The sequence below is a fragment of the Roseburia sp. 831b genome (genome assembly GCF_001940165.2).
GTDB lineage: Bacteria > Bacillota > Clostridia > Lachnospirales > Lachnospiraceae > Roseburia.
This window is the reverse complement of the sequence record NZ_CP135162.1, coordinates 1,801,122-1,825,000: the sequence shown is the minus strand read 5'-3', so window position 1 is coordinate 1,825,000 and position 23,879 is coordinate 1,801,122. Positions and strand designations below refer to the sequence as shown.

Here is a 23,879-nt window from a genome sequence, read left to right as displayed (position 1 = left end):
TTACCAAAGTAAATAACTTAGTAATTATAAAACAACCAAGTTCAATTGAACTTGAACTGACTCTGTTTACACGCTAGTAAACAGGAAAGAGGTCAAGCAAGAAAGAGCGCAGGGTGGATGCCTTGGCACTAAGAGCCGAAGAAAGACGTGATAAGCTGCGAAAAGCCACGGGGAGGAGCAAATATCCCTTGATCCGTGGATGTCTGAATGGGGAAACCCACATGAGAACACCTCATGTATCCATACGCCAATCCATAACGTATGGAAGGGAACCCGGTGAACTGAAACATCTAAGTAGCCGGAGGAAGAGAAAGAAAAATCGATTTCCAAAGTAGCGGCGAGCGAAATGGAAAGAGGCCAAACCGGAGTGCGTGCATTCCGGGGTTCGGACCGCATAATTGATTCAATGATTCTAGCAGAACTGTTTTGGGAAAGCAGGCCGCAGAGGGTGAAAGCCCCGTAAGCGAAAGGAGAATTGACATGGCGGTATCCAGAGTACATCGAGACACGAGAAACCTTGATGGAATGAGCGGGGACCACCCCGTAAGCCTAAATACTACTTAGTGACCGATAGCGCATAGTACTGTGAAGGAAAGGTGAAAAGGACCCCGGGAGGGGAGTGAAAGAGAACCTGAAACCCTGTGTTTACAAGCTGTGGAAGACCCTTATGTGGTCAACCGCGTACTTTTTGTAGAACGGTCCGGCGAGTTACGGACACTGGCAAGGTTAAGTGCTTAAGGCACGGAGCCGAAGGGAAACCAAGTCTTAACAGGGCATAAAGTCAGTGTACGTAGACCCGAAACCGGGTGATCTATCCATGTCCAGGTTGAAGTTGCCGTAAAAGGCAATGGAGGACCGAACGCACATCCGTTGAAAAGGGTGGCGATGAGGTGTGGATAGGGGAGAAATTCCAATCGAACCCGGAGATAGCTGGTTCTCCTCGAAATAGCTTTAGGGCTAGCCTCGTTTTAGTCTTATGGAGGTAGAGCACTGAATTTCCGCGGGGGCGTCAAAGCTTACCAAAGAATATCAAACTCCGAATGCCATGTAGATGATGAACGGGAGTCAGACTGCACGAGATAAGTTGGGTAGTCAAAAGGGAAAGAGCCCAGACCACCAGCTAAGGTCCCAAAGTGTGTGTTAAGTGGAAAAGGATGTGGGATTTCGAAGACAACTAGGATGTTGGCTCAGAAGCAGCCATTCATTCAAAGAGTGCGTAACAGCTCACTAGTCGAGAGGTCCTGCGCCGAAAATGTCCGGGGCTGAAACACAACACCGAAGCTGTGGAATGTAGTAATACATTGGTAGAGGAGCATTCTTAATACCGACGAAGCTGTACCGGAAGGAGCAGTGGAGGGATAAGAAGAGAGAATGCCGGAATGAGTAGCGAGAGGAAGGTGAGAATCCTTCCGGCCGAATATCTAAGGTTTCCAGAGTAAAGCTGATCTGCTCTGGGTAAGTCGGGGCCTAAGGCGAGGTCGAAAGACGTAGTCGATGGATAACAGGTTTAGATTCCTGTACTGCGTATCATCAGAAATGTGGGGACGCATGTGGAAAGCACGAGCCGGGAATGGAAAGACCGGTACAAGCGAGGGAGGTGTACGGCTGGCAAATCCGCCGTATAAGCCAAAAGCGTGAAGTGGAGCGAAATAAAAGTAGCGAAGCGTGTGAGCCATGTGCCGAGAAAAGCCGCTATTGTGTGATATGTACCCGTACCGCAAACCGACACAGGTAGATGAGGAGAGAATCCTAAGGCCGACGGAAGAAGTATTGTTAAGGAATTCGGCAAAATGTCCCCGTAACTTCGGGAGAAGGGGAGCCCACGAGAGTGGGCCGCAGAGAATAGGCTCAAGCAACTGTTTAGCAAAAACACAGGTCTATGCGAAACCGAAAGGTGATGTATATGGGCTGACGCCTGCCCGGTGCTGGAAGGTTAAGAGGAGAGGTTAGAGCAATCGAAGCTTTGAATTTAAGCCCCAGTAAACGGCGGCCGTAACTATAACGGTCCTAAGGTAGCGAAATTCCTTGTCGGGTAAGTTCCGACCCGCACGAAAGGCGTAATGATTTGAGCACTGTCTCGACAATACATCCGGTGAAATTGAAGTACCAGTGAAGATGCTGGTTACCCGCGCCAGGACGGAAAGACCCCATGGAGCTTTACTCCAGTTTGGTACTGGGATTCGGTACTGCATGTACAGGATAGGTGGGAGACTAAGAAACTTGAACGCCAGTTTGAGTGGAGTCGCTGTTGGGATACCACCCTTGCAGTATTGGGTTTCTAACCTGTCACCGTGATCCGGTGAAGGGACAATGCCAGGCGGGGAGTTTGACTGGGGCGGTCGCCTCCGAAAGGGTATCGGAGGCGCTCAAAGGTTCCCTCAGAATGGTCGGAAACCATTTTAAGAGTGCAAAGGCAGAAGGGAGCTTGACTGCGACACCGACGGGTGGAGCAGGTAGGAAACTAGGACTTAGTGATCCGGTGGCATAAAGTGGGATTGCCATCGCTCAACGGATAAAAGCTACCCTGGGGATAACAGGCTTATCACTCCCAAGAGTTCACATCGACGGAGTGGTTTGGCACCTCGATGTCGGCTCATCGCATCCTGGGGCTGTAGCAGGTCCCAAGGGTTGGGCTGTTCGCCCATTAAAGCGGTACGCGAGCTGGGTTCAGAACGTCGTGAGACAGTTCGGTCCCTATCCGGCGCGGGCGGAGGATATTTGAGAGGAGCTGTCCTTAGTACGAGAGGACCGGGATGGACGAACCACTGGTGTATCTGCTGTCGACCAACGGCATGGCAGAGTAGCCAAGTTCGGAAGGGATAAACGCTGAAGGCATCTAAGCGTGAAGCCCCCCTCAAGATGAGATATCCCTCCTTCGGGAGTAAGACCCCTTGAAGACTACAAGGTAGATAGGGCAGAGATGGAAGCATGGCAACATGTGTAGTTGACTGTCACTAATAGGTCGAGGGCTTGACCAAAAAGCAGAGCGAATAGATTCGCTCAGAAAAACGGCTGGATGTAGAAAGTGGCATGGAGTAAGCTTACTTACGGATATGACATTTAATACAGACAATGTTTTGCGTAGCAAAATCATCGAGATGAAGCGAAGCGGAATCGAGATGACCGGTTTTCGAAATAAAAAGCGTTTCTCAAATCTGTATGAAGTTTTGAATATACACCAAACACAAACCAAAGTAATGACGTAGCAATACGTCATTTTTGTGTAAAAACAGAATATAGGGGATTGGTCAAATGGTATGATAGGAGTCTCCAAAACTTTTGGTGGGAGTTCGATTCTCTCATCCCCTGTTCAAAAACACTGAAAACATAAAATATGTTTTTCGGTGTTTTTCTTTTCACGAAACAATTAGATTGGTAAAAATGGAGATAGTTGAAAAAGGAAAAGATGAACGGAAAAGATGAAAGATTAGACATGATAGATCAGACAAGTTATCAGCATGAGGTAATCGTACCAAATGAAGGAATGCCCTTCAAATTGTTTTTGTTTGAAGGGGGAAACGGAAAGTACATCAGAGAAAAACACTGGCACCGCTCCATCGAGATTTTTGCGGTGAAGAGCGGTAGCCTGGATTTTTATCTCAATGATGAGAAGTACCATTTGCAGGAAGGCGAATTCATTCTGGTCAACAGCAATGAATTACACTCTGTGCATGCAGCACAGCCAAATGAAACCATTGTGCTTCAGATTCCGCTTAACGTATTCCAGAATTATTTCACAAAAGAACAGTTTATCTGGTTTTCACACAGCGAGAAAATGGCGGATGGTCAGGTGTTTGAACTGTTGTCTAAGATGTATGGGCAGCTTCTTGAAAAAGAAACCGGATATGAGCTTTTGATGCAGAGTTACTTTTACCAGCTGGAATATCTGTTGGTGACAAAGTATCGGAAGCTAGAAGTCATGGAAGAACTGTTAAAAAAGAACAAGCAGTTAAAGCGGCTTGGAAGAATTACGGAGTATTTAAAAGAGCACTATACGGAGGAGATATCTTTAGAAAAACTGGCGGCAATCTTTGGATATTCGCCAACCTATCTATCTAGAATGTTTCGAAAATATGCTAGGATAAATTATAAGGATTATCTTCAGAGTGTTCGATTAGAGCACGCAGTCAAAGAGTTAGAGCAGACAGATCATCAGATTGGAGAAATCGCGCTAAAGCAGGGATTTCCGAATAGTAAGGCTTTTTCTACACTTTTTCGGGAAAAGTACGGTATTTTGCCAAACGAATATCGCAAAAAGATAAGAAAATGACATTGGAAAGATAAAGAAAAGGTAGTTGGTGAGAATTCCCCTTGCTATACTTATTTTGTAGTAGATATAAGATTGAGTATAGCAAGGGGGTTTTTGTGTTCTTGGCACAAATCTTGCAAATTACGGAAAGGTATGGTAATTTTGATGGAGATTTTTTCAGTATTGGATGAGAGATTTAAAAAGTATGGAAAAGTGTGGGAAGGCTTTGAAACCACACAGATTTTAAAGGAGATGGAGCACACACCATTGCCGCAGGATGTCATTTATGTGCCATCAGTGGAGGAGATGGAACTTTTACCGGAGGCAGTGCAGTTTAAAAACAGCGTTTATGGTGGATTACCGATTCAGATTGGGTATTGTAACGGCAATAACCACCAGTTAAATGCAGTTGAATACCACCGCAATTCTGAAATCAATATAGCAGTAACGGATATGATTTTATTGTTAGGAAGTCTATGCGATGTGGAAGATGATTTTACATACGATACTTCAAAGGTGGTGGCGTTCTTTGTTCCGGCAAAGACGGTGGTTGAGATGTATGGAACAACGCTTCATTATGCACCGTGTAACCATGGTGATAACGGTTTTAAGTGTGTCGTAATACTGCCGAAGGGAACCAATCACGAGCTGGATTTTAAATTGAAGGACAGTGGAGAAGATAAGCTGATGACAGCCAAGAACAAATGGCTGATTGCACATGAGGAAGCAAAAATTCCGGGTGCATTTTGTGGATTAAAAGGGGAAAATCTTACCGTTTAAGTTAAAAGAGAAAGAAGAAAGAAAAGAATATGCAACTGAAAAACTCATTGGAAACCTTTCCAATGAGTTTTTTTAATATAACAATAAATTAGAACAATTCACACAATTATTATAGTAAAAATAACCAAAAACGTGCAAAAACATTGTTAAAACTATCAGAATTTTCAATTTTTAGCAAAAAAGCATTGAAAACGTTTCCAAAGAATGCTACCATTCGTTTATAGGAAACGTTTCCAAAACATTGGGACGTTCCAATAAAACATTAAAAAAATGTATTGGGAGGAAAAAACATGAAAAAGAAATTGGTAAGTGTCGTTTTAGCATCCGCTATGTTAGCAACACTCTTTGCAGGATGTGGAAGCTCATCAGGAACAACAGGGAATGCAGGTTCTACAGAATCTGGCAGCACAGCATCTGATAGCAAAGGGGGAAGCGGATCTGTATATTGGTTAAACTTCAAACCAGAAGCAGACGAAGCACTTCAGAGTATTGCCAAGACTTACAAAGATGAGACCGGTGTTGATGTAAAAGTTGTAACAGCAGCAGAAGGTAAATACGAATCCACTCTTACATCTGAGATGGATAAATCAAGTGCTCCAACTTTGTTTGTAGTCGGTAACCAGGCAGCAGTAAAGACATGGGGTGATTACTGCTACGATCTTACAGATACAGACGTTTACAAAGAGCTGAACACAGACGCATTTACATTAAAGAAGGATGACGGAACAGTAGCATCTATCGGATACTGCTATGAGACATTTGGAATTATTGTAAATACAAAGCTCTTAGAGCAGGCCGGACACAGTGTAGATGAAATCAAAGATTTCGATTCTTTGAAAGCGGTTGCAGATGATATTCATGCCAATGCAGACACCTTAGGATTTGATGCATTTACATCATCAGGAATGGATGATTCTTCTTCCTGGAGATTCTCAGGACATTTAGCAAATATGCCACTGTATTATGAATCCGTGGATGACAACTGGACAGAGTGCCCTGCAGAAATCAAAGGTACTTACCTTGACAACTACAAAATGATTTGGGATCTTTACACAACAGATACCGCAGTTGACAAAGCATCTTTAGCAACTGGCGGATATGATGCAGAAGCAGAATTCAAAAATGGTGAGGCTGTATTCTATCAGAACGGTTCCTGGGAATATTCCGCACTTAGCGAATCATGGGCTGATGATGAGATGACAATGATTCCAATTTACACAGGCGTTAAGGGTGAAGAAAATATCGGACTTTGCTCTGGAACAGAGAACTGCTGGGCAGTAAACAAAAATGCTTCCGAGGAAGACATCAAAGCAACTCTTGATTTCATGGACTGGATGGTAACATCTGAGGAAGGAACCAAGATGATGGCAGAACAGTTTGGTATCATTCCTTACAAAAACGCTGCAGACAGCGGTAACGTATTCTTAAACAAAGCCAATGAACTTGCAAACGAAGGAAAGACAACTGTTACATGGGCATTCAACTACACTCCAAACGTAAATGAATGGAGAGCAGGTGTTGTTGCAGCAATGAACAAATACGATGCTGGTGGAGACTGGTCTGATGTTGAAAAAGCATTTGTAGACGGATGGGCTACACAGTACAAAGCAGCAAACCAGTAAATAGCTGATGACAAGGGAGCTGGTTTTAAAATCAGCTCCCAATTTTTACTCAAAAGGAACCTTCCATCCTGTAAAACTGGGATTTCAGGGGGAAAACTAGAAAGGAAAATGCAATGAAAAAAGTCAATGATGGTACTTCTATCAATTCCGTGTTACTTCGAAGACCAATTCAACGAATGTTTTTTATCTTTTTATTGCCAACATTAGCAGCATTTGTTTTGGGATTTATTTATCCTTTTTTGAAAGGTTTTTATTTATCATTTTGTTCGTTTACGACAACCAGTGATGCAAAATTTATCGGTATTGACAACTATATAAAAGCGTTACAGGATGCAACTTTTACACATGCATTCTGGTACACTGCATTATTTGCAGTGGTATCTGTGGTATTAATCAATTTTTTTTCGTTTTTGATCGCATATTTACTTACATTAAAGATTAAAGGAGCAAACATCTTTCGAACAGCATTCTTCATGCCAAACTTGATTGGCGGTATCGTATTAGGATACATCTGGAGCATGATTTTCAATGGTGTTCTCGCAAAATACAACACATCCATTTTGATGGAGACCAAATATGGTTTCTGGGGACTTATTATTCTGATGATGTGGCAGCAGGTAGGATATATGATGATTATCTATATTGCCGGTTTACAGAGTGTACCAGAGGATTTGATTGAAGCAGCACGTATCGATGGTGCAAACCGTTGGAATACACTGATTCATGTGACAATCCCGAATGTTATGTCATCTATTACCATTTGTATGTATCTTTCCCTTACAAATGGATTCAAACTTTTTGACCAAAACCTGGCATTGACTGGAGGACAGCCGTTTAACTTCTTAGACGATGGTTCGGTTGTAAAGACAACAGAAATGCTGGCTCTAAATATTTATAGCACCTTCTACGGACAGAACTCCGCTGCAAGAGGTGTCGGACAGGCGAAAGCAGTAATCTTTTTCGTGCTGGTAGCACTTATTTCCTTGTTACAGCTTCGTTCCACAAAATCGAAGGAGGTACAGCAGTAATGAAATCGAAAAAGGCACGTAGTACACTGATTACGATTATTTTATCCATTGTTACCATTATTTATATTGCCCCTATTTTTGTGGTACTTATGAATTCCTTTAAGGGAAATACTTATGTTAAAACGCAGACATTCGCATTCCCGAACTCTGAGACATTTGTAGGATGGGCAAACTATATCAAAGGATTTACCTTCGGAAATTATCCATTTTTAAAATCCGTTGGATATTCTGCAATGATTACTATTTTGTCTACAATTTTGATTTTAGTATGTACGTCTATGGCGGCATGGTACATCGTGCGTGTAAACAGCAGATTTTGTAAAGTGGTTTACTATTTATTTGTATTTTCTATGGTGGTACCATTCCAGATGGTAATGTTTACGCTTGCAAAAACAGCAGATACTTTAAAATTAAATACTCCTTGGACAATTCCTATCGTATATCTGGGATTTGGAGCCGGAATGGCAACCTTTATGTTTTCCGGGTTTGTCAAGACATTGCCGTTAGAGATTGAGGAGGCGGCAGCGATTGACGGATGTGGTCCGATTCGCACTTTCTTTTCCATTATTCTTCCAATGTTAAAACCAACAATGATTTCGGTTGGAATTTTGGAGATTATGTGGATTTGGAACGATTATCTGTTACCGTACTTAGTGCTTGACCGAACCAGATTCATGACTATTCCAATTCACATTCAGTACTTGCAGGGAAGTTACGGTGCAGTTGATTTAGGAGCTATTATGGCATTGATTATTCTTAGTATTTTACCGGTTATCATATTCTATCTTACCTGCCAGAAGTACATTATCAAAGGTGTTGCTGCAGGTGCTGTAAAAGGCTAAAAATTTTCTTAAGACATTGACGCGTTATTTTCTTTGGAGACAGTTTGTGCTATAATACCTAGAATAGAAAGAGATTAGGAGTTTGTTACAGGCATGACAATTAAAGATATAGCAAAGATGTGCAATGTTGGAATCAGTACGGTTTCAAGGGCAATCAATGACGATCCGGGAATCAATCAGGAGACCAAGAAAAGAATCTTAAAAGTAATCGAAGAGCAGAATTTTGTACCGAATAAAAGCGCCAGGAATTTAAAAATGACAGAAGCGAAAACGATTGCGCTTTTGATAAAAGGAACTAACAACCCATTTTTCCAGGGAATGCTTCGTATTTTCGAGCAGGAATTACAGAAGGTGGAGTATTCTTATCTGGTTTATCCGGTAGCAGATGATCAGGATGAGACAGCAATTGCGATGGAACTGGTGCAGGAAAGAAGATTAAAGGGAATCATTTTCTTAGGAGGACTGACGGAGGTTTCTGAAGTCAGCCTTGATAAAATCGGAGTTCCGTGCGTCCGATGTACCGTTTCGAATCCAAGCATTTCAGTTGGAACAAAAGATTATGCGGTATCCATCGATGACCGGAAGGAAGCGTACAAAGCCGTAGATTATTTATGTAAGTGTGGTCATAAAGACATAGCGATTGTGTGTGGACGAGAGGATGACTGCTCGATTGGTAGAATGAGACAGGAAGGGTACATGGATGCACTTCTTGACCATGGAATTTCCTATGACCCGCAGCTGGTTCTTTATGTAAAAGGAGAGGTATGTGAGTTCTCCGCACAGAATGGATATAGCACGGTAAAGGCATTGTTAGAATCCGACAAGAAGGTTACGGCAATCTTCCTTATTTCAGATATGATGGCATTTGGTGCTTACAAGGCAATCAAAGAAAAAGGGCTTCGGATTCCAGAGGACATTTCCGTCATTGGATTTGATGGATTGGATCTGACGAGATTTTATCATCCGTCGTTAACAACGGTACGCCAGCCATGTGACCAGATGGTAAAGGCATCAATTGAGGTACTTCTAGGAGCCATCAATGATGGGAATACAGGAGAACAGCGGATTTTCCCGGCAGAGCTGATTGTAAGGGAATCTGTTCGTAACATAGAATAAATTGCAAAGAAAAAGACTCTTGCGTCTGATTTTGAAAAAAATCAGATTGCAGGAGTTTTTTCTTTTATACGATTCGGGTGTCAAAAGGTAGTTAGCAGTTTTCTTACTGACAAATTGCGCAAAGTCAAGTCTATTTTGTTCCAATGGGAGAACAGAAGAAAAGTCTAGGTATGCCTGACGAGGATTATTTTGAGGTGACGTGAACGGCATTCAACGAGCCATCCGTGGCTCGTGAAGCCTTGTTCTGCCGTCCATGGCAGAACATCACTGGGGAAAGAAAGGCATACTAAGATTTTCTAATGTTCTCTCAAAGTCACAAAAAGAGCCTTGCCGTTGTGTAATTTGTCAGAAATTAACTTGCGAGCTACCTTTCGACACCCGAATCGTATAAAAACATATTCATATATAAAAAAGAAACGGATGAACGAGCGAAAGAAACGGTCAAAAAGGTGAAAGAAACGGATGAAAGGGCGAAAGAAACGGACAAGAAGGAATAAAGAAACGGACAAATGGGAAAACTTAGAAAAAGAGAGACCATCAAAAAGGTCCTTCATATATTAGAAGAAAGGGGAGAGTAAGTAAAAAATCTGTAAAAATTTATGGAAAGTATACAAAAACAATAGGATATATTTTGAAAAACATAGAGAGAATAGACAAGTATAATTATGCATTTTAAAAAGATACGTCAAACTGCGAAGAATCTAGTTTAATAGTACTAGATATAGAGAGCTTTTTCGGTCAAAATGCGCAGAAAATGTAAAATGGAAGAAAAAGACAAAGTTTGACAAATTGAGAAAAAGATGCAATAATTCCGTACGCTGATAAAAAAAGTATGTTTGAAACAGAGGAAGGAATGAGAACATGAACGAAAAGAAAATCAGATTATCTGACACAGAAGAGGTAAAGGATTTTGTGAGAGCTGCCGGAAAATGTGATTTTGATATTGATGTGTTTTATAATAGAGTAGTAATCGATGCAAAATCAATTTTAGGCATGATTGGACTTGGTACACAAAAAGATCTTATTATTAAGTATTACGGTGAAAATGCAAATTTTGAGTCAGTGACAAATAAATATGCAATTGCGTAAGAAAAGCGGAAACGGTCACATCGTCCCAAAGTGGAAGCAATACTTTGGAGGTGATGTGGCCGTTTTTTCTTTTACAAACAGATTTTATTCGTTATAATAGAGCTATGAGTAAAAAAGAAGAATCGGAAAAAAGAAATACAATCAGAATATCAGTGCGGAATCTTGTGGAGTTTATTTTTCGAGAGGGCGATATTGATAACCGTAAGCGTGTAGGTACTTCACCGGATGCGATGCAGGAAGGGAGCCGAATTCACCGGAAGATACAAAAAAGGATGGACACAAACTATCACGCAGAGGTGCCGCTTAAATTCATTGTGACAGAAGAAACTTATGACCTGGCGATAGAAGGACGCGCGGACGGTATTATAATAGAAGAAAGTACATCGGCTGCAGATAACTATCTGAATATGGAAATCCCAGATTCCATGCGGGTTACGATTGATGAAATCAAGGGTGTGTATATGAGGTTAGATGCCTTGCAGGAGCCGGTTGGCGTTCATAAGGCACAGGCATTGTGTTACGCCTATATTTATGCGACACAACATCATTTAAAAAAAATTGACGTCCAGATGACGTACTGCAACCTTGATACGGAGGATATCAAACGATTTCGTGAGACGTGGGAGTATGACGACCTGGAAACCTGGTTTTTAAAACTGATAGCAGAGTATCAAAAATGGGCGGATTTTCAGAATGCATGGCGCATCTTACGCCAAAAGTCTATCAAAAAACTGGAGTTCCCATTTCCGTACCGCAAGGGGCAAAAAGAGCTTGCAATCGGGGTGTACCGAACCATCATTCGCAAAAAAAATCTTTTTATCCAGGCGCCTACCGGTGTTGGAAAGACGATTACAACGATTTATCCTGCTGTGAAAGCAGTTGGGGAGGATTTTGCGGATAAAATTTTTTACCTGACAGCGAAAACGATTACGGGAACGGTCGCAAGAGAGACGTTTGAACTGTTACGAAAACATGGCTATCAGGCAAAGGTAGTCTCGATTACGGCAAAAGAAAAGCTGTGCATGTGTGAGGAGATGGACTGCAATCCGGTGCACTGTCCGTATGCAAAAGGACACTATGACAGGGTGAATGATGCGGTCTATGATTTGCTGTGCAAAGAGGACATTTTCACAAGAGAGATTTTAAAAGAGCAGGCGGAAAAGTTTCAGGTGTGTCCGTTTGAACTTTGTTTAGACGTTGCAACCTGGGTGGATGATATTATCTGTGATTATAATTATGTGTTTGATCCAAACGTGTATCTGAAACGCTTTTTCCAGGAAGGAATCCGGGGCGACTATATTTTTCTTGTCGATGAGGCGCATAACCTTGTCGAACGAAGCAGGGAGATGTACAGTGCACAGATTTATAAAGAAGATTTTCTTGCCATAAAGAAAATCATGAAGCGGTATCATGCAAAGTTTGAACGTCTTTTTCAAAAGTGCAATCAGATTCTTTTGGATTACAAAAGGGAATGTGAAAAATATGTCTGTTATGACAATATCGGCAACTTTATTTTTGCAGCGATGAATCTTGCCTCAGAGTTAGACGAGTTTTTGCAAAAAACAGTAGAATTTCCGGAGCGAAAAGAAGTTACGGAGTTTTACCTGAATTTAAGAAATTTCATTCGTATTTATGAGCTGGTAGATGAGCATTATGTGATTTATTCGGAACACGAGGAGGACGGGCGTTTTAAGTTAAAGCTCTATTGCGTGGACCCTTCCGAAAATATACAACATTGCATCGATAAGGGAAATGCGACGATTTTCTTTTCGGCAACGTTTTTGCCAATTCAATATTATAAGAGCCTGTTGTCGACGAAAAAGGATAATTATGCGGTTTATGCGGAGACGACATTTACGCCCGACCAGAGGCTGTTATTATTTGGAACGGATGTCAGCAGCAAGTATACAAGAAGAAATGAGGCTGAGTACCAAAAGATTGCTTCTTATATTAAGAAGACAGTGCTTGCCCAAAAAGGAAACTATATCGTTTTTTTCCCTTCCTATAAAATGATGGAAGAAGTGCAGGAAGTATTTTTGTGGGAGATGGGAGATAAGGTTGACTGTATCATGCAGCAAAGCGGCATGAAAGAAGAGGAGCGTGAAGAATTCTTAGCGGAATTTACGAAGGAGCGGGAGAAATCTTTTGTGGCATTTTGCGTGATGGGCGGAATTTTTGGCGAGGGAATCGATTTAAGGCAGGAACAGTTAATAGGTGCAATGATTGTTGGAACCGGACTGCCTCAGATTAGCAACGAGAGAGAAATCCTGCAGCATTATTATGACAAAAAATCTGGAAATGGATTTGATTATGCTTACCGGTATCCGGGCATGAATAAGGTATTGCAGGCAGCAGGCCGCGTGATTCGTACCACGGAGGATGTCGGGGTCATTGAGCTGTTGGACGAACGGTTTTTGCAGCGGGATTATCAGGGACTTTTTCCAAGAGAGTGGGAGGAGAGAATCTGTTGTAATCTGGATTCGCTGGAAGGGCATCTGAATGCCTTTTGGAGAGAAAAAACATAGAAGTGTATTCATGCAATCTGATATCAAAAAAACCTTCTGATTAAAAAAATCAGAAGGTTTTTGCTTTACATTTTTATCATACGATAATAAAACTAGGATTAGTTATCATTCTCATCATCAGATGACATGTTGTAAACCTGACGTTTACGTGCCATCTCGTCATTTTCAAGATATTCATCGTAAGTAGATACTTTATCGACAAAGGTTCCGTCTGGAAGGAATTCGATGATACGGTTTGCAGTTGTCTGGACTACCTGATGATCTCGTGATGCAAAGAGTACGACACCGGAGAACTTAATCAGTCCGTTGTTTAATGCAGTGATGGATTCCATATCCAAATGGTCAGTCGGCTCATCTAAGATTAAGACGTTGCTTGCCTGAATCATCATACGGGAGAGAAGTACACGTACTTTTTCACCACCGGATAAGACACGCATTTTCTTGGTTCCGTCTTCTCCTGCAAAAAGCATTCTTCCAAGGAAACCACGGACATAAGTAGCATCTTTGATTTCAGAGTACTGTGTCAACCAGTCTACAATCAAGGAATCGGTATCAAAGATTTCCGTGTTGTCTTTTGGAAAGTAAGACTGGCTTGTGGTAATTCCCCATTTGTAAGAACCGGAATCTGGTTCCATTTCTCCTGCGAGAATCTTAAAGAGGGTAGTCTTTGCTAACTCATTTCCACCGACAAATGCAATTTTGTCCTCGTGTCCAACGATGAAAGAAACATTGTTCAACACTTTTACACCATCGATAGTTTTGGTAAGCCCCTCAACGGTAAGAACTTCATTTCCGATTTCACGGCTTGGACGGAAATCAATGTATGGATATTTACGGCTGGATGGACGAATCTCATCAAGCTCAATTTTTTCAAGCGCTTTCTTTCTGGAAGTAGCCTGTTTGGATTTGGAAGCGTTTGCAGAGAAACGGGAAATAAATTCCTGCAATTCCTTGATTTTTTCTTCCTTTTTCTTGTTGGCTTCCTTCATCTGTTTTACAAGTAACTGGCTGGATTCATACCAGAAATCGTAGTTACCGGCATATAACTGGATTTTGCCATAATCAATATCAGCAATGTTCGTACAAACTTTGTTTAAGAAATAACGGTCATGGGACACTACAATAACGGTATTTTCAAAGTTGATTAAGAATTCCTCCAGCCATGCGATAGCATCCAGATCCAGGTGGTTGGTAGGCTCATCGAGAAGAAGAATATCAGGGTTTCCGAACAATGCTTGCGCAAGTAAAACCTTTACCTTGGTAACACCAGGAAGGTCTTTCATTATGCTGTAATGCTCTTCGGTTGGAATTCCAAGTCCGTTTAACATGGTTGCAGCATCGGATTCTGCATTCCATCCATCCATATCAGCAAATTCTGCCTCTAATTCGCTGGCACGGATACCATCTTCGTCCGTAAAATCCTCTTTCATGTAGATGGCATCTTTTTCTTTCATGATATCGTAAAGACGCTTGTTTCCCATGATAACAGTGTCAAGAACGGTAAATTCATCGTATTTGAAGTGGTCCTGCTGTAAGAAAGAAAGACGCTGGCCAGGTGTGATAATAATATCACCGGAGGTTGGCTCAATCTGTCCGGATAAAATTTTTAAGAAGGTAGATTTTCCGGCACCGTTTGCACCAATCAATCCATAACAGTTTCCCTCTGTAAATTTGATGTTAACATCTTCAAACAACGCTTTTTTTCCTAAGCGCAAGGTTATATTACTAGCTTGTATCATATTAGAAATCTCCTTCATTATAAAAGTCTTTGTATCAGTTACGCAGTAATTTCATCTTTGACTTGCATGAAATTATCTATTAAATAAGTAAATAAATTTTTACGCATCAACTCGTATGATACACAATTAAGCCCTAAAAATCAACCACAAAATGCCCATGCAAAAGGCTTTTGGGCAATCTGTAACAAAGATGAATGAAAAATGTAGTGATTTTTTACAGAATATGGAAATTTACTAGGCAAAAAGTGAAAATCTGTTATAATAAAAGTTAGTGTAATTTGGCTGCCAAAAGAGTGTTGGCGCTTAGAGTGAGGAGCAAAGGAATGTTAGAAAGAAAGGATGAACAGTTGTTTCCATTGGAAAAAGCTGATTTTTTAGCACAGTTACCGGCAGGAATGTGCTGTTATCGCGTGATGGAAGGAAAAGAGCTTTGGGACATGCTCTTTTTTCACAATGCAAATGAGGTGTTTTATCAGAATCTTGGAGTTACCTGGGAAGAATTTGAGACAAAAGCATATCGGATTGCAGACTTTGTAGATACGGCAGATCGTTGTCTTTTGGAAAGGAATATGCAAAGTGCGATTCGAAATCCAAACCTGACATTTACCGGTCATTATGAGGTAAAACACGCAGGCGGCAAATCAAACCATGTCCAGTTTCATTTCCGCTATCTGGACTTTGAGGAGAAGGGGCATTATCTGTTATGCACCTGTAACAGCGTCGAGGAGATGGTAGAGAACCAGACAAATCTTTTAAAAGAGCTGGATAAGGCAAAGCAGGAAGGAAAAAAGTTAAACAACCTGATTCACGAGATGCCGGTTGGAATGGCTGTCATAAAAGGTGGAAAAGACTGGACAATTGAGACGGCAAACAATGAGTTTTTTCGTCCGGCAGGGGATTTCGTCCGACAGAGCATCGAGGAGAAAACACCACTTGTAGAGCTGGTTTACGATGCCGATGAAGATATTTTGCTAAAAGCGATGGAAGAGTGCAGAAAGGCAAAACAGTCCGGTGAATTTGAAATTCGAATTCGTACGAAAAAGGGCAGTTATCATTGGGTGATGTGTAAATGCCAGCTTTATTACTACAAGGATGCTATGCCTTATTATATTATGACGGATTGGGATATCAACGACAGAAAAGCACTGGAGGATGAACTGCGTCTTTTAAACGAGCGCTATAAGATGTTAGAGGAGGTGGCAGATGAACTGCCATTCGATTTTGATGTTGAAAACCGTAGATTCCGTATCCCGCAAAAGTACTTTGAAATTGGAAAAATAAAAGATGACAGACAGGAATATTTATCCTACAAGGATGCTGTGGCAGACATTCAGGAGGAAGACCGGCATAACTTTGAGCGCATGATTCAGTTCGCAAGTGGAAAAGAAGTGACCGGATTTGTGGATTACAGGCTTAATATGGCACCGGAAGGTGAAAAACCATCCTATGTATGGCACAGAACCTATTATCATAGTATATCGGGTGGAACGGGTGTTATCATTCGTATTATAGGAAGAACCTATGACATCACAAACGATCAGAAAATCAAAGAACGCATGTCGGAAGAGCTAAAAAAAGAGCCGCTGACCCATCTTTTGAATAAAGTTGCGACCAAAAATGAGGTGGAAGAGTTCCTAAAGACCAAACCGGCCGGAACACACGTCATGTTTTTGATTGATATTGATGATTTTAAGAAAATCAACGATACATTTGGCCATACATTCGGTGATACGGTGATTTCGGACGTGGCATCAAAGATTCGTGCACATTTCAGTGCAGTGGACCTGGTAGGACGTGTCGGTGGAGACGAATTCCTTGTTTTCATGAAAGATACGACGATTCAGGAGGCAAATGAAAAGGCGGAAAGCTTATGCCGCATCGTACATAAGCGTTACAGCGGTGACGGTGTGGAACGGATTATTACATTAAGTGTCGGCTTATCTGTTTATGGTGTGGACGGAACAAACTTTGCAACTCTCTTTGAAAAAGCTGACCGCGCGATGTACCGTACCAAGCGCTCCGGGAAAAATAATTATGCGTTTGCCGTAATCGGCGATGAAAATACCTTTGGCAAAGAGCGGATTGAGACAGAGGATGAGTACGAAAGAAGACTGGAAACAGATAAAGAGTTTCTTCATTTTGCATTTAGCCTATTGACGCATGCGAGAGATTTGGATGGTTCGTTGAATGTTTTATTAGAGCATATTGCAAAGCGTTTCCGGCTCGACCTGGTTACGGTATATGAATATGCAGAAAAAGAAAGCAATATGGTTTTGACAAACTACTGGGGACTTGAGGATGAATCTTATCGGAAAAAGGTATATACGAGAACGATAGATGCGTTTGAACAGGCGGATATCGGCGAGATTACAGTGGTTTCCTCCAATAAAGAGAATGTACGTTCGAACAAGGGGAATATGATACGCCAGGAACGCAGTATGCCGGATACGATGATGAAAAGCATTACCGGCTGCAAGTTCGAATTTTCCGGAAAACGAATCGGATGTGTCCATTTTGGTTCTAAGATGGAAAAACAGGACTGGACGCCGGTTGAGATATCGACGCTTCAGGAATTGACAAGAGTAATCTCTGTTTTTGTTACCCTGCGCAACAAAATTAAGGAAGATCAGAAGGAAATCAAACATTTACAGAACCGTGACAAGCTGACAGGACTTTATAATATGGAAGCATTCCGAAGAAAAGTCAGACAGGAGCTTTTAGAAAGCAATCCGAAGAAGTCGTATGCGCTTATTATGTGTGATATTAATAACTTTTCTTATGCCAATGAGAACTTCGGGCAGGAAGTGGGAGACAGCATTTTATGTGAGTTTGGTCAGATTGTGTCAAACAGTGAAGGTGTTGTCACATCCTGCAGGATGTATTCTGATTATTTTGCAGTTCTGATGGAGGGAGATAATACGGACGAGATTATCTCCGACATTTATGCTGCAAACAGAAAGTTTGAGGATTATCAGAATGAGTGTTATCCGGCAAGCGGCATGAGCATTGCGACAGGAATTTACTTTATCCGAAATATTCTGGTGGATCTTGAGACAGCAATTGAGAATGCAAATCTTGCGAGAAAGCAGTCGAAAGAGAAAAATAAGAAAAATGGACTTGTCTATGAACCGGTGATGAGACAAAACAGGGACGAGGAGCTTCAGGTTTCCAGCCAGTTTTACGATGCACTTGAGAATCATGAGTTTGAGATGTTCTTACAGCCAAAATTCGATTTGAAAAAGAATCATGTAAGCGGTGCAGAAGCGCTTGCAAGGTGGAGAAAGCCGGATGGAACACTGGTTCCTCCAATCCGCTTTATTCCTACCCTGGAGAAGTTTGGCTATATCACGGATCTGGATTTTTATATTTACGAACAGCTTTTGATTTATATGAGAAAGTGGAAAGACAGCGGAAGAGAGCTGTTTACGATTTCGACAAACTTTTCCGGGAAACATTTCTGCGGGGATTGTAATAAATTCGTAGAACGTGTGACAAGCATGATAAGAAAATATGACATTGAACCAAAATATGTGGAATTAGAAGTGACAGAGAGCATTTTGGTCGACAATGTGGAAAGCCTTAAAGCCTGTCTGAGAGAATTAAAAGATATCGGCTTTCGTGTGGCAATTGATGATTTTGGCACCGGATATTCCTCTCTTAGTGTGCTGCTTGAGATTCCGGCGGATGTGGTCAAAATCGATAAGAGCTTTATTGACCGCGCTGATTTAGAGAGCCAGCGTGATTTCGTGGTTCACATGGGACATTTCATCAAATATGCCAAAGAGGAAATTATTTTTGAAGGAATCGAGAACCAGCAGCAGTTAGAATTTTTGACCAATTGTGATTTCACGTATGGGCAGGGATATCTGTTTGACAGACCGTTAACGGCAAGGGAATTTGAACAGAAATATATCTATGCGTAAAATACTGTGAAAATTGTTACACATAATTGAAATTGCACTTGTTTTCGTACAGTGTGAAACCTTTACAATCGAGAAATAAAATGCTAAAATTAGAGTTAAGTCGACAAGACAAAAGAATATTTTTTTATTTAATTTAAGGAGGAAAATCTAATGTCTAGAGCTAAACAGTCAATGGACGGTAACACAGCTGCTGCACACGTTGCATATGCGTTTACAGATGTTGCTGCCATTTACCCAATTACTCCATCCAGCCCAATGGCAGATACTGTTGATCAGTGGTCAGCAGCAGGACAGGAGAACATCTTTGGCAACCAGGTTAAGGTTGTTGAAATGGAATCAGAAGCAGGTGCTGCAGGTGCCGTACATGGTTCTCTTGCTGCAGGTGCATTAACAACAACATTTACAGCATCCCAGGGTCTTTTATTAATGATCCCTAATATGTATAAAATCGCTGGTGAGCAGCTTCCATGTGTATTTGATGTTTCTGCACGTACCGTTGCTACACAGTCTTTAAATATTTTCGGTGACCACAGTGACGTATATGCCTGTCGTCAGACCGGTTTCGCTATGTTATGTGAAACAAACCCACAGGAAGTTATGGACTTAAGCCCAGTTGCTCATTTAGCAACAATCGAAGGAAAAGTTCCATTCATCAACTTCTTCGATGGATTCCGTACATCTCACGAGATTCAGAAAATCGAAAAATGGGATTACGCTGATTTGAAAGAAATGTGCAATATGGAAGCAGTTGACGCATTCCGTGCACATGCATTAAATCCAGAACACCCAGCAATGCGTGGTTCTCATGAGAACGGAGACGTTTTCTTCCAGCATCGTGAAGCTTGTAATACAGCATACGATAACTTACCAGCTATCGTATCCAAATACATGGCTAAAATCAATGAAAAATTAGGAACAGATTACGATTTATTCAACTACTACGGAGCAGAAGATGCAGAGCGCGTTATCGTTGCTATGGGTTCTGTTAACGACGTTGCTGAAGAAGTAATCGATTACTTAACAGCTAAGGGCGAAAAAGTCGGATTAGTAAAAGTTCGTTTATATCGTCCATGGGTATCAGAAGCATTCTTAAAAGTTCTTCCTAAGACAGTTAAGAAAGTTGCTGTACTTGACAGAACAAAAGAGCCAGGAGCACTTGGTGATCCATTATACTTAGACGTAGCTACAACTCTTCGTGAGGCTGGTCTTGATACAATTGTATTAACAGGCGGACGTTACGGATTAGGTTCTAAAGATACACCACCATCATCTTTATTCGCTGTATACAAAGAATTAGAGAAAGATGCTCCAAAAGCACGTTTCACAATCGGTATCGTAGATGATGTTACAAACTTAAGCTTACCAGAAGTAAAACCAGCTCCTATTACAGCTGCAGCAGGTACTGTAGAATGTAAATTCTGGGGACTTGGTGGAGACGGTACAGTAGGTGCTAACAAGAACTCTACAAAGATTATCGGTGACCACACAGATAAATATATCCAGGCTTACTTCCAGTATGACTCTAAGAAAACTGGTGGTGTTACAATTTCTCACTTGAGATTTGGTGACAAACCAATCAGAAGCCCATACTACATCAACCAGGCTGACTTCGTTGCATGTCATAACCCATCTTATGTAACAAAAGGATTCAAGATGGTTCAGGACGTTAAACCAGGCGGAGTATTCATGATCAACTGCCAGTGGTCTGATGAAGAATTAGCTCATCACTTAAATGCAGAAGCTAAGAAATATATCGCTGATAACAACATTCAGTTGTACACAATCAACGCTATTGACAAAGCTATCGAAATTGGTATGGGTAAACGTACCAACACAATTTTACAGTCTGCATTCTTCAAATTAGCAAACGTTATGCCAATCGAAGAAGCTGTTGATTTCATGAAAGCTGCTGCTAAGAAATCTTACGGTAAAAAAGGTGATGCAGTCGTAGAAATGAACTACAAAGCTATCGACGCTGGTGTAGATGCTGTGCATAAAGTAGAAGTTCCAGCATCCTGGTCTAACCCAGAAGCAGATCCAGCTCCTAAGAAATTAACAGGTCGTCCAGAGACAGTTACGATGGTAGAAGACTTAATGAACCCAATTTCCTTAATGGATGGTGATTCTCTTCCAGTATCTGCATTCATGGGCAACCCAGACGGACAGTTTGAGCAAGGTGCATCTGCATACGAGAAACGTGGTACAGCTGTAACAGTCCCTACATGGAATGCAGAGAAATGTATCCAGTGTAACCAGTGTGCATTTGTATGTTCACATGCAACAATCCGTCCATTCATGTTAAGTGAAGACGAAGTAAAAGCTGCTCCAGCTAATACAAAACTTGCTGATACAAAACCAAAGGCAAGCGAATACAAATATACAATGAGTGTATCTCCATTAGATTGTATGGGATGTGGTGAATGTATCACTGTATGTCCAGTTGGTGCAATCGAAATGGTTCCACAGGAATCTCAGGCAGAAGAACAGCCAGTATTTGACTACTTAGTAGCAAACGTTGGTAAGAAACCTGGTATGCCAGCTGATAACACTGTAAAAGGTTCTCAGTTCAACCAGCCATTACTTGAGTTCTCTGGATCTTGTGCAGGATGTGCTGAAACATCTTACGCTCGTTTAATTACACAGTTATTTGGTGAGCATATGTACATCTCTAACGCTACCGGATGTTCTTCTATCTGGGGTGGTCCAGCTGCTACATCACCATATACAGTAAACAAAGATTCCAAGAAGGGACCAGCTTGGGCTAACTCCTTATTCGAGGATAACGCTGAGCATGGTTTAGGTATGCAGATTGGTCAGGAAGTATTACGTGATCAGGCTATCGCTAGTGCTGAGAAATGTGCTACATCTGACAAAGCAAGCGCTGAGTTAAAAGATGCATTCGCTAAGTTCATGGAAACAAAACAGGATACAAAAGCAAATACACCTGCAACAGAAGCTCTTGTAGCAGAATTAGAGAAAGCAGCAGCAGCTGGATGCCCAGATGCAAAAGCAGCTCTCGACAAGAAAGATTACCTTGCTAAGAAATCCGTATGGATCTTCGGTGGTGACGGATGGGCTTATGATATCGGATTCGGTGGATTAGACCATGTACTTGCTTCCGGACATAACGTAAACGTTATGGTATTCGATACAGAAATGTACTCTAATACAGGTGGTCAGGCATCTAAAGCTTCTAACATCGGTGAAGTTTGTCAGTTCGCTGCAGCTGGTAAAGACATCGGTAAGAAGAGCCTTGCTGAGATCGCTATGAGCTATGGTTACGTATACGTAGCACAGATCGCTCTTGGTGCTAATATGGCTCAGGCTGTTAAAGTTCTTGCAGAAGCAGAGGCTTATGATGGTCCATCCTTAATCATCGGTTACGCTCCATGTGAGTTACACGGTGTTAAAGGTGGTATGAACCACTGCCAGGATGAAATGAAGAAAGCAGTAGCTGCTGGTTACTGGAACCTCTTCTCCTTCAACCCTGAATTAAAAGCAGAAGGAAAGAACCCATTCACATTGACATCTAAGCCAGGTGATGGAACATATCAGGACTTCTTAAATAATGAGACACGTTACAGCAGATTAACAAGATCCTTCCCAGAAAGAGCTGCAAAACTCTTTGCTGCATCTGAGGAAGCTGCAAAAGCTCGTTACGAACATCTTTTAAGATTAGTTGAATTATACAAATAAGAGTTTTGAATGAAAGGCGTCGTACCCGTTTGGGTACGGCGCCTTTTTCTATATTGATTCAGGTGTCAAAAGCTTTATAGAGATAAATGATAACTGGTTATAGTAAACGGCTATTTTCAACTGAGGTGGGGTTGGGGTATAATAGAAGTGTTGTGGTAAGAAATGGAATTGTCTGTGCAGGATAAAAGCAGGCAAAATTGAGGATAGATGGGATTAGATAACGATGATGATGGAACAAAACAGAAATGCTTTTCGCAATGGAATGAGGGATGGACTTCCGATTGGACTGGGATATTTTGCAGTATCGTTTTCACTTGGAATTGCTGCAAAAAATGCGGGACTGACCTGGCTGCAGGGATTTTTCGCGAGTGCATTGTGTACCGCTTCAGCGGGGGAATATGCAGGATTTTCGATGATTGCGGCGTGTGCAACTTATCTGGAGATTGCAATTGTGACATTGATTACAAATGCAAGATATCTTTTGATGAGCTGTGCGCTTAGCCAGCGTTTTTCACCAGACACACCGATGATTCACCGTTTTATTATGGCACATTTTGTGACGGATGAGTTTTTTGGAATTACGATTGCAAGACCGGGGTATTTGAACCCGTTTTATACCTATGGCGCCGTCTGCATTGGCTGGCCATGCTGGTCAATTGGAACAGCGCTTGGTGTTGTGGCAGGAAATCTTTTGCCGGTCCGTATTGTCAGTGCGTTTAGCGTGGCATTGTATGGAATGTTTCTGGCAATCATTATTCCGCCGGCACGGAAAAATAAAGTGGTGGCAGGATTGATTGTAATTTGCTTTGTCTTTAGTTTTTTATTTACAAAGCTTCCGGTTGTTTCGAATCTGTCAAGTGGGACAAGAACGATTCTTTTGACCGTGTCGATTTCTGCGCTTGCGGCAGCGCTATTTCCGGTAAAGGAAGGAGAAAATCCAAATGAAGGGTAATGTTATTATTTATATTGCAATTATGTTTGTAGTTACATATGCAATCCGTGTCTTGCCGTTGACACTGATTCAAAAACAGATCAAAAGCAGATTTGTGAAATCGTTTCTTTTTTATGTGCCTTATGTGACACTGGCGGTCATGACATTCCCGGCAATTCTTGATGCGACACAAAGCCCTATTGCAGCAGCGATTGCGTTGGTGGTCGGAGTGATTGCAGCGTGGTGTGGTCTTGGACTTTTTCCGGTATCCGTTTTGTGCTGTCTGGTTGTGTTTGTATGTGAGTTGTTCCTGGTATCTTAGGAGGAGACGTAAAAATC

Annotated in this window: 13 protein-coding genes, 1 tRNA gene and 1 rRNA gene; 14 read left to right on the top strand and 1 reads right to left on the bottom strand. The window is 41.5% G+C overall.

Going from position 1 to position 23,879, the window contains the following annotated elements:
* Nucleotides 1–90 precede the first annotated feature (90 nt).
* From BIV16_RS08395 to BIV16_RS08350, 10 genes are all read left to right on the top strand, one after another.
* Nucleotides 91–2,978: ribosomal RNA gene (locus BIV16_RS08395) — 23S ribosomal RNA — on the top strand.
* A gap of 260 nt (nucleotides 2,979–3,238) precedes the next feature.
* Nucleotides 3,239–3,309 (top strand) — tRNA-Trp (locus tag BIV16_RS08390).
* 97 nt (nucleotides 3,310–3,406) lie between these two features.
* Nucleotides 3,407–4,270: an AraC family transcriptional regulator gene (locus tag BIV16_RS08385; RefSeq protein ID WP_242940407.1), complete on the top strand. Its 864-nt coding sequence runs from the start codon at nucleotides 3,407–3,409 to the stop codon at nucleotides 4,268–4,270.
* Nucleotides 4,271–4,414: 144 nt separating this feature from the next.
* Nucleotides 4,415–5,029, top strand: coding sequence for a DUF4867 family protein (locus tag BIV16_RS08380; RefSeq protein ID WP_075681675.1), 615 nt, complete (start codon nucleotides 4,415–4,417; stop codon nucleotides 5,027–5,029).
* Nucleotides 5,030–5,319: 290 nt separating this feature from the next.
* Nucleotides 5,320–6,651, top strand: a complete 1,332-nt coding sequence (locus BIV16_RS08375) for an ABC transporter substrate-binding protein (RefSeq protein WP_075681656.1) — start codon at nucleotides 5,320–5,322, stop codon at nucleotides 6,649–6,651.
* A gap of 113 nt (nucleotides 6,652–6,764) precedes the next feature.
* The gene (locus BIV16_RS08370) at nucleotides 6,765–7,679 is read left to right on the top strand and encodes a carbohydrate ABC transporter permease (RefSeq protein WP_075681654.1); all 915 of its coding nucleotides are present in this window, start codon (nucleotides 6,765–6,767) and stop codon (nucleotides 7,677–7,679) included.
* A complete protein-coding gene (locus tag BIV16_RS08365) occupies nucleotides 7,679–8,521 on the top strand; it encodes a carbohydrate ABC transporter permease (protein ID WP_075681652.1) in 843 nt (280 codons plus the stop codon). Before BIV16_RS08370 ends, BIV16_RS08365 begins: the two co-directional genes overlap by 1 nt.
* A 93-nt stretch (nucleotides 8,522–8,614) precedes the next feature.
* Complete coding sequence (locus BIV16_RS08360) at nucleotides 8,615–9,637, top strand: LacI family DNA-binding transcriptional regulator (protein ID WP_075681650.1); 1,023 nt, start codon at nucleotides 8,615–8,617, stop codon at nucleotides 9,635–9,637.
* A gap of 861 nt (nucleotides 9,638–10,498) precedes the next feature.
* Nucleotides 10,499–10,726, top strand: coding sequence for an HPr family phosphocarrier protein (locus BIV16_RS08355; RefSeq protein ID WP_075681648.1), 228 nt, complete (start codon nucleotides 10,499–10,501; stop codon nucleotides 10,724–10,726).
* A 104-nt stretch (nucleotides 10,727–10,830) separates the two neighbouring features.
* Nucleotides 10,831–13,251, top strand: a complete 2,421-nt coding sequence (locus tag BIV16_RS08350) for an ATP-dependent DNA helicase (protein WP_083625303.1) — start codon at nucleotides 10,831–10,833, stop codon at nucleotides 13,249–13,251.
* A gap of 98 nt (nucleotides 13,252–13,349) precedes the next feature.
* Here the strand turns inward: BIV16_RS08350 and BIV16_RS08345 are convergent, their stop codons facing one another.
* Nucleotides 13,350–14,990 (bottom strand): ABC-F family ATP-binding cassette domain-containing protein, encoded by a 1,641-nt coding sequence (locus tag BIV16_RS08345; RefSeq protein ID WP_075681644.1) that lies wholly within the window; start codon nucleotides 14,988–14,990, stop codon nucleotides 13,350–13,352.
* Nucleotides 14,991–15,313: 323 nt separating this feature from the next.
* Between BIV16_RS08345 and BIV16_RS08340 the strand changes: the two genes are divergently transcribed.
* From BIV16_RS08340 to BIV16_RS08325, 4 genes are all read left to right on the top strand, one after another.
* Entirely contained in the window at nucleotides 15,314–18,913 is a 3,600-nt protein-coding gene (locus tag BIV16_RS08340; RefSeq protein ID WP_083625297.1) for a bifunctional diguanylate cyclase/phosphodiesterase, read from the top strand.
* A 150-nt stretch (nucleotides 18,914–19,063) separates the two neighbouring features.
* Nucleotides 19,064–22,609 carry a pyruvate:ferredoxin (flavodoxin) oxidoreductase gene (nifJ, locus tag BIV16_RS08335; RefSeq protein ID WP_075681642.1) on the top strand — a complete coding sequence of 1,182 codons (3,546 nt, stop codon included), beginning with the start codon at nucleotides 19,064–19,066 and terminating at the stop codon, nucleotides 22,607–22,609.
* A 229-nt stretch (nucleotides 22,610–22,838) separates the two neighbouring features.
* Entirely contained in the window at nucleotides 22,839–23,561 is a 723-nt protein-coding gene (locus tag BIV16_RS08330; RefSeq protein ID WP_334309952.1) for an AzlC family ABC transporter permease, read from the top strand.
* Entirely contained in the window at nucleotides 23,551–23,862 is a 312-nt protein-coding gene (locus BIV16_RS08325) for an AzlD domain-containing protein (RefSeq protein ID WP_075681638.1), read from the top strand. The genes BIV16_RS08330 and BIV16_RS08325 overlap by 11 nt, the downstream gene beginning before the upstream one ends.
* Nucleotides 23,863–23,879 lie beyond the last annotated feature (17 nt).